The sequence below is a fragment of the Candidatus Binatota bacterium genome (assembly GCA_012960245.1).
In the GTDB taxonomy this organism is placed as follows: Bacteria; Desulfobacterota; Binatia; order UBA1149; family UBA1149; genus UBA1149.
Genome location: DUBO01000049.1, coordinates 58,398 through 68,848 on the forward strand (window position 1 = coordinate 58,398; position 10,451 = coordinate 68,848).

A 10,451-nucleotide genomic window follows, 5' to 3' on the forward strand; every position below is an offset into this window, starting at 1 on the left:
GGAAACCGGCGGGCCACCCTTTCAGTCGATAACGACCACGGTCTTGAGCGCCTCGTCAGTGCGCGCAGCCATGGCCAGCGCCTCGGCCGCCTTCTCTAACGGGAACCTGTGCGTGACAAGGTCGTCGGCCGACACCACGCCCGAGCGAATGTATTCCAACGCCGCGCGTGTATCGGCGGGCCCGCAGGAGTAGCTGGGCACAATGGAAATCTCGTCAAAGTAGAGCCGTGACGGATCGATCTCCAGTGTGTCGCCCGGCTTTGAGCAGGTAAAAAACACGACCGTTGACGCCGGGCCGGCCGCGTCGAGCCCGTCGTTCATCGCCTGCAGGCTGCCCGGCCCCACTATGACCACATCCGCCCCGGCGCCAGCCGTGACCTTCTCCACTCCCTCGCGCAGCGTGCCCTCGCGCACATCGACCACGCCGTCGGCGCCCAGGCAGCGAGCACGTTCCAGGCGCGCCGGCACCATGTCGGCCACGACCACGGACGCGCCCAGTTGCTTAGCCAATAACAGGTGCAACACGCCCATTATCCCGGCACCGATGACAGCCACCGTATCGCCCGGGGCAACGGCTCCACGGGCAAGCGACTTCACCACGCAGGCCACCGGCTCCACGAGGCTGGCCGACACGAAGTCTATTCCCTCGGGCAACAGCAGCGTGTCGTTGTCAGCGTTGGGAGCCGCGGCCACAAAGTACTCGGCCAGGCCGCCGGGGCTGAGGCCGTTCTGCCGCCAGGTCGGGCAGTGCACCGGCGCGCCACGCCGGCACTGTCGGCAGTGGCCGCAAGGCGCGTGGTGGTGCACGAACACGCGATCGCCGATCTCGAGCTGCTCAACTCCCTGGCCCAGTGCAGCCACTTCGCCGGCCGGCTCGTGTCCGAAGACCAGCGGGGCCTTGCGGCGCATGTACCAGGACATGATGTCGCCCGTGCAGATGCCGCAGGCGCGAGTACGAACGAGTATCTCGCCCGGACCCGGCTCGGGTACCGGCTGGTCCTCTATGCGAACGTCGTCGCCATCGTAGTAGCGGGCTACTTTCACGCGGGCTCCTTCATGACGGCCCTGGCCCGTGGGGAAGAACGGCACACTTGACCTGCTGGCCTGCGCCCAGGTCTTCGAACACGGCCGGGAGCTCGTCCAGCGACGCGGTTGAAGTTATGAACGGCGACCAGTCCACCGAGGGGTCGCCCAGCAGCCCGGCGGCCACCTCGACGTCGGCCGGGCAGAAATGAAAAGGGCTCGTGATAGCCACGCCGTCGTAGTGCAAGCGGTAGCTGTCAAGCGACACCCGCGAACCGGCCGGGCAACCACCGAACAACACCACGCTGCCGCCGCGGGCCACCAGTTGCGGCGCCTGCTCCCATACCTCGATGCTGCCCGTGCACTCCACCACAAGGTCGGCCCCCCTGCCCCCCGTGAGCTGGGCAAGCGAAGCCTCCAGGTCGTCGTCCTCGCCCAGCACGGCGTCGGCGCCCAGCCTGCGGGCCACCTCGAGCCTGAACGGCCTTCGCCCGGCTACCACCACCCGGCCGGCACCCGCCCGCTTGAGCGCCACCAGCCACAGCAACGCAATGGGGCCGGCCCCGAGCAACAGGACCGTGGCCGACTCGTCGCGATCACGAAGCGGCACGCCCGACATGCCGTGGCACACCGTCGACAACGGCTCGAGCAGGGCGGCATGCTCAAAGGGCAGGTGATTGGGACGACGGTAAACGTTGCTACGCAGCACCCGCTCGGTAATGAGCAGGTACTGCGAGTAGGCGCCCAGGATCATCTCGTCCATCAGGCTCTCGCAGAGGTTCTGCTGACCGCGTCGGCAGTAGCGACAGTTGTTGCAGGGGCCGGTGTTGGCCGACATCAGCTCGTCGTCCACCGCGAAGCCTTCCACTGCAGCGCCGACCTGGACCACGCGGCCGGCAAACTCGTGGCCGAAGGGGGTCGGACAGGGCATCTTGGGGTGGCCGCGACGCCAGGCTTTCAGGTCGGTGCCACAGGTGAGCGCCGCGCGCACCTCGAGCACGATGTCGCCGGGACCGGGCCTGGGATCGGGCGCGTCGTCTTCGACGATGATGAGCCCGGGTTCCTGCAGCACGCAGCGCTTCACGGCTACGAGTTACCGCGGGCATCCGGGCCGACGGACGCTAGCCCGGCGGACACGGCTTTCAGAGCCCGCCCAGCCAGTTCTCGATAGCGTCGAGCCCCTTGCTGAGCTGCTCCATCGAGGTGGCGTACGATACGCGAAAGTGATCCGAAGAGCCGAAGTCGTTGCCACCGACCACACCCACCGAAGCGCCGTCGAGCATGGCCAGCGCGAAGGCATCACCATCGTCCACGCCCGCTCGTTGGAACGCATCGCGTGCGTTCACAAAAACGTAGAACGCGCCGCCTGGCGGGGACACCGACAGGCCATCAATGGCGTTGAAGCGCTCGCAAACGTAGTCACGTCGCCGGCCAAACTCTTCTATCATCGGCGCCAGCGCCGACTGGGGGCCGGTAAGTGCCTCCACTGCGGCAGCCTGGGCAATAGAGCTGGGGTTCGAAGTCATCTGCCCCTGCAACGTGAGCATCGCCTTGATGACGTTTGCCGGGGCAGCGCAATAGCCCACCCTCCAGCCTGTCATGGCGTAGGTCTTCGACACCGAGTTGGCCACCACCGTGCGCTCCCTGAGCGACGGGAACATCGTGAGCAGGTGCGGCGGGCGGCCGCCGTCGTAGCGTACGAACTCGTAGACGTCATCGCACAACACCACGCAGTCGTGGCGTTCGAGCACCGCCCCCAGCTCGCGCAGGCCGGCTTCGTCGTAGCAGGCGCCGGTGGGGTTGGACGGGCTGTTGAGTATGACCATGCGCGTTGCCGGGGTCAGCGCGGCCTCGAGCTCGGCCGCAGACAGCAGGAAACCGTTTTCCTCTGAAGTCGACAACACCCGCGGCACGCCACCCGACAACGCCACCATGTCGGGATAACTCACCCAGTAAGGCCCGGGTATCACCACCTCGTCGCCATCGGACAACAACGCCTGCATGGCGTTGTACAGCGTGTGCTTGCCCCCACAACTGGCCATGACCTCGGCCTGGGAGTAGTCGAGTGCGTTGTCACGCGCCAGCTTGACCGTAATCGCATGTCGCATCTCGGGAGTTCCACCGACCGGGGTGTACTTGAACTCGCCGTTACGAATGGACTGGTGGGCCGCCTCGCAGACGTTGTCCCAGGTTGGAAAATCGGGCTCGCCGGCGGCAAAGCCGACAACGTCGCGGCCCGAGGCCTTCAGCTCTATCACGCGCGAGTTCATCGCCATGGTCGACGACGGTTTTACCTTCTGCAGGCGGTCGGAAAGTTTCAAGCCCTGTCCCTCATTTTGAAAATTTATCGTTGAGCGCGCGCAGGACACATGGCGGAACCTGCGCCGACACGTCGCCGCCGAGAGTGGCTACTTCGCGTATGAGACTGGAACTTGTGTAGAAATGCGCTTCGTCGGCCATGAGAAATACCGTCTGCACATCAGTGCAGAGGTGACGGTTCATCAACGCCATCTGGAACTCGTAGTCAAAATCGGCCACCGCCCTCAGCCCACGTATCACCGCCCCCGCGCCGTTGTCGCGCGCGTAGTCGACCAGCAGCCCGTGAAACGAATCCACCGACACGCGATCACCGTACTGGCTCGTGGCCTCGGCTATCATCGCCTCGCGATCCTGGCGGGTAAACAGGCCCCCGGGCTTGTCCTTGTTGTATGCCACCGCGATGCGCAGGTGGTCAAACAGGGCCAGGGCCCTCTCCACAATGTCCAGATGCCCGTTGGTCACCGGGTCAAACGAACCGGGATAGACAGCGATCCTTTTGCTCACTTAATGACTCCCTTCATGTTCCACTCCCCTGCCGCCTCGCCCCGGCCTCGTACAACCACAGTGCAGTGTCGCCGTAATCGTCTCTTCTTACCAGCAGCAGGCTACCAGTCGAGTCGGGGAGTCCGGCCTGGCGGTCAGTTTCAACGCTCACCCAGCCGCCCGGCCCCAACAGCTCCAAGCCACCCAGTGCCTCAAGGGTCTCCAGTGCCAGCGGGCCCGCGTATGGGGGATCGACAAAAACACCGTCAAAAACCCGTCCTTCGCGCGCGAGCCTGCGCAACGCAGCAGCCACCTCTGCGCGCAGCACTTCCGCTTGCAAGCCATCTGCCCGCGTACCATCTGCCCGCAAGCCACAGCGCTCAAGGTTGGCCTCTATCACACCCACCGCCCCACGATCGCGCTCCACGCTCAACAACTCGGCCGCCCCGCGACTCAAGCCCTCGAGGCCCAGCGCGCCGCTGCCCGCAAACAGGTCGAGCAAGCTGGCCCCCTCCAACTCGTAGCGCACGAGCAGGCGGTTAAACAGGGCCTCGCGCACCCGGTCAGCCGTGGGCCGAGTGCCCTTGCCCGGCACGGCTGCCAACCTGCGTCCCTTGAACTTTCCGCCTACAATACGCAACGGCGAACGGACTTATAGCTCAGCCCTCCACGGCGGGCAAAAAGGGCTGCTCACTCCTTTTTTGCGAAGGGGAGCCAGCCCGGGGCATCCGGACCGGGAGGCGCCCCTGCCACGCCGGTCCCCACCCCACCGGCAATCTCGCTGCTTTACACCAGTGGGGCGCTGAAGTAACTTGCGCGCCGTGAACGCCGCCGTCATACCCGTGCGATCCACCACCGGGGCCAAGCAGAGACTGGGCCAACGGCTGGACCCGGCGCGCCGCGAAGCCCTCGCCCTGGCCATGCTCGACGACATGCTGGCGGCGCTGGTCGGCTCACGCGCACTCGACCTGCCAGCCGTGGTGAGCAGCGACCCGGTGCTGCTTGAGCGGGCGAGGTCGCGGGACGTCCTAGCGCTGGACGAACGCCAGCTCCAGGGCCGAGCCCTTGGACTCAATGGCGCGGTGGCATGGGCCGCCGAACAACTCGAGCAGCGCGGGGCCACCCGGCTGCTGGCCATTCCCGGCGACGTGCCGCTGCTGCGGTCCCGTGAAATCGACGAACTGCTTGAGCTCGATTCCCCGCGCCGGTCGGTGCTGCTGGTGCGATCGGGGTCACCCGGCGGCACCAACGGCCTGCTGCTCAGCCCACCCACGGTCATGCAACCGCGCTTCGAGGGCGAGAGCCTGGCCGCGCACGAGAACGCCTGCCAACAGGCCGGCCTGCCCTGCACCGTGCTTACTCTCTCCAGTTTTGCGCTGGACCTCGATCGACCCGAAGACCTCGAAACCCTGCTCGACGCTGCCGAAGACCTGCAAACCACTCGCCTTCTCAGGCACTGGTTCGCGGGCGACCTGCGCAACAGCACGGCAGCGTGAGCACGGGTGCCCGCTGATAAAAAAAATTCGACGGCTACCGCAGACAGCCGTGGTGGTGTCCCGGTGCTACTGGTGTCGGGCTTTCTCGGGTCGGGCAAAACCACCCTCGTGCGCCACCTGCTCGACGACGCCATCGCCAACGGGGTGAAGGTTGCCATCGTCACCAACGAATTCGGCGAGCTCGGACTCGACGCCGCGCTGATCGGCCAGGGCGGGCAAGCCACCGTCGAGCTGGAGGGCGGCTGCGTGTGCTGCCAGCTCTCCGACGAACTGCTCGAAACCTTGCAGGAGCTACGCGAGAACGTAGACCCGGATCGCATCATCATCGAGACCTCGGGCGTCGCCCTGCCCTACGACACCCTGCTGCAGCTGTGGCGCGAGCCAGTAAACTCCTGGCTGGCTGACGACGCGGCCCTGGTGGTGGTCGACGCCCTGCAGATGTACGAGCAACGCGACCTCGAGGGCACCTTTGAGCAGCAGGTCAGCTCGGCCGACCTGCTGCTGCTCAACAAGATAGACCTCGTGCCCGACTCGGCGCTTCCGGCCATCGAAGCCCGGTTGCGGGCCATGGAACCCGACGCGCCCCTGCTTCACGCGAGCCACTGCCAGGTGGACCCGGCAGTGCTTTTCACGCCGCGGCCGTCGCAACCGGGCGACGAACAGCAGACGGGCGAGCGGCGTCGCGCACCGGCCGAGCGCGGGGCGCACGACGAACACAACCACGATCACTTCACGAACGAGGTCATCAGTGTGGCCGATGACAGCGATCTCGCACAGCTCGAGGCCGAGCTGCTCAAAACCTCGCCGCTGCGGGTCAAGGGATTCGTGCGTGTTGGCGGGTGCGTGAAGTTACTGCAGGGCGTGGGCAGCCGGCTCGATGTGTCCGACGCGGCCGACGGCGTGGACGACAAGCTCGTGGGTCGCGTGGTGATTATACGTCGCGCCAGCGATCAGTCGCGCGATTCGTAGTCGAACACGAGACCCTCTTCACCGGGGCTGATTTCGCCGGCGCTGACGCGTACCTGACCGCCGTGGGCAAGCCGCCCGAACAGTATCTCGTCGCTGAGCACGCCGCTTATTTCTTTCTCGACCAGGCGTCTGAGCGGGCGCGCACCGAAGGCGGGGTCATATCCCTTGCGTGCCAGCCATGACAGGGCCGAGGCCTCGATCACCAGCGAAACGTTGCGGCTCTTGAGCCTGGCCTCCAGCTCGCTGCCTATTTTTTCGACCACCTGCTCGGCGACCTCGATCGGTAGCGGATTGAACGGCACTATTGCGCTCAGGCGGTTGCGGAACTCGGGGCTGAACAGCTTTTCAATGGCCTTCATCGAGCGCCCGGCACCGTCGGCCGTCTGCTCAAAACCAATAGCGTTGGCCTCGGCGTCGCGCGCGCCGCTGTTGGTGGTCATGATCAGAACCACCTGGCGAAAATCGCTCTTGCGTCCATTGTTGTCGGTAAGCGTCGCGTAGTCCATGACCTGCAGGAGAATATTGAAGACATCCTCGTGGGCCTTTTCTATTTCGTCGAACAAGACCACCGCGTGGGGAGTGCGATGCACGGCATCGGTGAGCTGCCCACCCTGGTCGTAGCCCACGTAGCCCGGGGGCGCACCTATAAGCCTGGAGACGGTGTGCTTCTCCATGTACTCGCTCATGTCAAAACGCAGGAACTCCACGCCCATCGATAAAGCCAGCTGGCGGGCCAGCTCGGTCTTGCCGACCCCCGTGGGGCCGGCGAAAAGAAAACTGCCCACGGGCTTGTCGGGCTCGGCCAGTCCCGATCGCGACAGGCGAATGGCGCTCACCACCTTAGCGACAGCCTCGTCCTGGCCGTAGACCATCAGGCGTATGTCGCGATCAAGGGTTTCGAGTCGACGTCGGTCGTGCACGTGCACGGTGCGCGTGGGCACGCGGGCCATCCTCGAGACGACTTTTTCCACGTCGCGCACGGTCACTCTTCTCACGCCGCCCTGCCCGCGCTCCCGCAGCTTAACGTCGGCACCGGACTCGTCGAGCACGTCGATAGCCTTGTCGGGAAGCAAGCGGTCGGTGACATAACGGGCTGACAGTTCGACCGATGATTTGATGGCCCGCGGCGTGTACTCCACGCCGTGAAACTCCTCGTAGCGCTGCTTGAGGCCAGACAGTATCTCCAGCGATTCTTTCTCGCCCGGTTCGACTACCTCGATTTTCTGAAAACGACGCGACAGCCCGTGGTCTTTCTCTATGACCGAGCGGTACTCCTTCCACGTCGTCGTACCAATGCAACGCAGTTCACCCGATGCCAGCGCCGGCTTGAGAATGGCCGAAGCGTCGAGCGCCCCGCCGGATGCAGCGCCGGCGCCAACAATGGTATGCATCTCATCGATGAAGAGCACCGTGTCACTGCCGGCCTCGTCGAGGGCCGACATGACGGCCTTCAGCCGTTCTTCAAAATCACCGCGATAACGCGTGCCCGCCGTGAGCGAGCCCATGTCGAGCGAGTAGATGACGGTGTCGCGCAGGCAGGCGGGCACGTTGCCATGAAAGATAGCCATGGCCAGGCCCTCAACGATGGCCGTCTTGCCCACGCCCGCGTCACCCACCAGCACCGGGTTGTTCTTGCGGCGACGTGCGAGCACGGCGATGCTGCGATCGAGTTCCGCGCGGCGCCCGATGAGCGGGTCGATCTCGTCGCGGGCGGCCTTCAGGTTGAGGTTGACGCAGAATCTCGCCAGCGGCTCGGACAGCTCGGCTTCGCGCTCGGGGTCATCACCGCCTGCGCCACCTTCGCCCTCGGGCCACGGCGATGAGTCGGCATCTTCGCCCTCTCCGGCGTCCGGTCCGAGGCTACCGAGACCGTGCGAAAGAAAACGTACCACGTCGTAACGGCTCACCCCGTGGCGCTTGAGATACCAGGCGGCGTGGGATTCCTCGTCGCGGAACATCGCCGTGAGCAGGTTGCTGCCGTCCATGCTCTCCTTCCCGGACGACTGCACGTGCGAGGCGGCCAGCTGAAGGACGAGTTGGGCGCCAATGGTGTAGCCCGGTGCCCAGGCCACAGCATCGCTGGGCGTAAGCTCAGACCCGGTGTTGGCCAGGCCATCGCCCGAAGAAGCCGCGTCACCGTCATCGAGATCGCCTGCCTGGGAATCGATATCCTCTCCTGCTGCGTCGTCCGTGTCGGTCGTCGCCGCAGCGAGTAGCGGTACCACCGGCGAATTTTCGTCGAGAAAGGACCGTAATTCGGAGGCGAGCTTTCCCAGGTCAACACCCAGACCCGATAAAACCCGTGCCGCGTCCGGATCCTCGAGCAGTGCCAGCAGCAGGTGCTCCACCGACACGAACTCGTGCCGCCTCGTGGTTGCGTAGTCCACCGCGCGCAACATCGTGCGTTCGAGTTCGTCAGATATTCTCATGCGCCGTCACCCTGCCGTCCGCTGTCGTCGGCTCCTTCATCTTCGCCCTCGGCCACCTCGAGCCTGCATTCGAGGGGATGCTCGTGGCGCTGCGCCAGCTCATGAACCTGCGCCGCCTTGGTGCGGGCCGTGTCGTGAGCGTAGACACCGCAGCAACCCTTGCCCTTGTTGTGCACGTCCAGCATGAGCCGCACGGCTTCTTCGTGTGGCTTGTAAAACACAGCCTCGAGTATCCAAACCACGAATTCCATCGGGGTGTAGTCGTCGTTGAGCACCAGCACCCGGTACATCGACGGCCGCTTGAGCGCCGTCCGTCGACGGGTGAGCAGCTGGGCCTCGCCACTACTGTCGCGACCATTCAAACGGTCGGCTGCGTCCCGGGCGTTGCGCGGCCCTGCCGACGCGGCTGCAAACTGACTCCAAACATCCATTCCTACGTTGATTAGTACGCCTTTTTCAGGGTTTTTTGAAGACCCCCGCCTGGTCGGCCGCGCGAGCCCTCACCGTTTTAAGCGGAGAAACGCGGTTATAACCGTCCACCACGCGGCGCACCTGCGCCCTCTCCTGCTCAAGGTAGCTGGCCACGGCCTGGCGCGCGGGGGGGTGCGACAGCCAGTGGGCGCTGCAAACCGAACGGGCCTCGAAGCCGCGCAGGAACTTGTGCTCACCCTGCACCCCGGCGTCAAAGCTCTGCAGCCCGCGCTCGATGGCAAAGTCAATGAGCCGATAGTAGCAGCACTCGAAATGCATAAGCGGCAGGTTTTCTATCGCCCCCCAGTAGCGACCGTACAGCGCCGAACCGCGAAAAAAATTAAACGTCCCCGCCACTGCGCGGTCGCCATCGCGGGCGAGCACCACGACCACGCTTTCTGCGCAGCGCTGCCGCCAGTTCTCAAAGGTGTCGCGGTTGAGGTAACGCTCGCCCCACTTGCGGCCGGTGGTGTCGTGATAAAAAGACCACAACGCATCCATGTCGGCGTCTGTAAGATCAGCGCCGCCCAGCGTTTCGATGGCCAGTCCGCCGTCGGCCACCTGCCGTCGCTCGTGGAGAAGCTGCTTGCGCTTCTTCGACCTGAGCGAGCCGGCAAAATCATCGAAGTCGCCATAGTCCGAGTTGCGCCACAGGAACTCGGGCTGCAGGCGCGACATGAAATCGTGCTGGGCGAGCAACTGCTGCTCCTCCTCGGTTACAAAAAGAAAATGCACACCGGATAGTTTCTGCTCGACGGCAAACGCCAATGAGTGTTCAACAAGGCCGGCGGCTGTTTCGAGCTGCGGGTGATCGGGGTGAACGAGAAAACGCCGCGTGGTGACCGGCGTGAAGGGTAAACCCACGGTGAGCTTGGGATAGTAGGGTAGGCCCGCGCGCTGGTAAGCATCGGCCCAGTGCCAGTCGAACACGAACTCGCCGTAAGAGTCGTAGCGAATCCAGCTGGCCAGCGCGCCGACGAGTTGCCCGCCCTTTTTTGCAAGCAGGTAGGCGGGTTGCCAGGACGTACCGGCGCCAACCACTCCCGACAGTTCCAGCGACGCGAGAAAGCCCCACTCGTGAAAGGGATCGTCGGCATGGACCAGTTGGTTCCACTGCCCTGCGTCGATGCCGAGCAGGGAGTCTACTGTCGAAAACTCCAGCTTGTCCGAGCAGCTAGCCACGCCCTTTGTCAGCCCTCGGGGGCGTCAGCGGCGGGAGGTTCGAGCTGGCGCAGCACCGCGTCTATGCCCGCATGCGGAC

The 10,451-nt window shown here is 64.9% G+C and carries 10 protein-coding genes; 2 read left to right on the plus strand and 8 right to left on the minus strand.

Annotation, left to right across the window (positions count from 1 at the left end):
- Positions 1-21: 21 nt before the first annotated feature.
- The 5 genes from EYQ35_08680 to rsmD are packed head-to-tail and all read right to left on the minus strand — an operon-like array spanning position 22 to position 4,465.
- On the minus strand, positions 22-1,089 hold the full coding sequence (locus EYQ35_08680) for a sorbitol dehydrogenase (GenBank protein HIF64211.1): 1,068 nt from the start codon (positions 1,087-1,089) through the stop codon (positions 22-24).
- Positions 1,055-2,107: an alcohol dehydrogenase gene (locus EYQ35_08685; GenBank protein ID HIF64212.1), complete on the minus strand. Its 1,053-nt coding sequence runs from the start codon at positions 2,105-2,107 to the stop codon at positions 1,055-1,057. Before EYQ35_08685 ends, EYQ35_08680 begins: the two co-directional genes overlap by 35 nt.
- Before the next feature lie 58 nt (positions 2,108-2,165).
- On the minus strand, positions 2,166-3,344 hold the full coding sequence (locus tag EYQ35_08690; GenBank protein HIF64213.1) for a pyridoxal phosphate-dependent aminotransferase: 1,179 nt from the start codon (positions 3,342-3,344) through the stop codon (positions 2,166-2,168).
- A 10-nt stretch (positions 3,345-3,354) separates the two neighbouring features.
- Entirely contained in the window at positions 3,355-3,846 is a 492-nt protein-coding gene (gene coaD / locus EYQ35_08695) for a pantetheine-phosphate adenylyltransferase (GenBank protein HIF64214.1), read from the minus strand.
- A gap of 13 nt (positions 3,847-3,859) precedes the next feature.
- Positions 3,860-4,465, minus strand: a complete 606-nt coding sequence (gene rsmD / locus EYQ35_08700) for a 16S rRNA (guanine(966)-N(2))-methyltransferase RsmD (GenBank protein ID HIF64215.1) — start codon at positions 4,463-4,465, stop codon at positions 3,860-3,862.
- 172 nt (positions 4,466-4,637) lie between these two features.
- On the opposite strand from rsmD, the gene cofC reads away from it, so the two are divergent.
- Entirely contained in the window at positions 4,638-5,321 is a 684-nt protein-coding gene (cofC, locus tag EYQ35_08705; protein HIF64216.1) for a 2-phospho-L-lactate guanylyltransferase, read from the plus strand.
- Between the two features lie 6 nt (positions 5,322-5,327).
- Entirely contained in the window at positions 5,328-6,290 is a 963-nt protein-coding gene (locus EYQ35_08710) for a GTP-binding protein (GenBank protein ID HIF64217.1), read from the plus strand.
- On the opposite strand, the gene EYQ35_08715 is transcribed toward EYQ35_08710, so the two are convergent.
- The 3 genes from EYQ35_08715 to EYQ35_08725 are packed head-to-tail and all read right to left on the minus strand — an operon-like array spanning position 6,272 to position 10,384.
- The gene (locus tag EYQ35_08715) at positions 6,272-8,719 is read right to left on the minus strand and encodes an AAA family ATPase (protein HIF64218.1); all 2,448 of its coding nucleotides are present in this window, start codon (positions 8,717-8,719) and stop codon (positions 6,272-6,274) included. The genes EYQ35_08710 and EYQ35_08715 overlap by 19 nt on opposite strands.
- Positions 8,716-9,150 (minus strand): ATP-dependent Clp protease adapter ClpS, encoded by a 435-nt coding sequence (gene clpS, locus EYQ35_08720; protein HIF64219.1) that lies wholly within the window; start codon positions 9,148-9,150, stop codon positions 8,716-8,718. The genes EYQ35_08715 and clpS overlap by 4 nt, the downstream gene beginning before the upstream one ends.
- A 25-nt stretch (positions 9,151-9,175) precedes the next feature.
- A complete protein-coding gene (locus EYQ35_08725; GenBank protein HIF64220.1) occupies positions 9,176-10,384 on the minus strand; it encodes a GNAT family N-acetyltransferase in 1,209 nt (402 codons plus the stop codon).
- Positions 10,385-10,451: the final 67 nt, after the last annotated feature.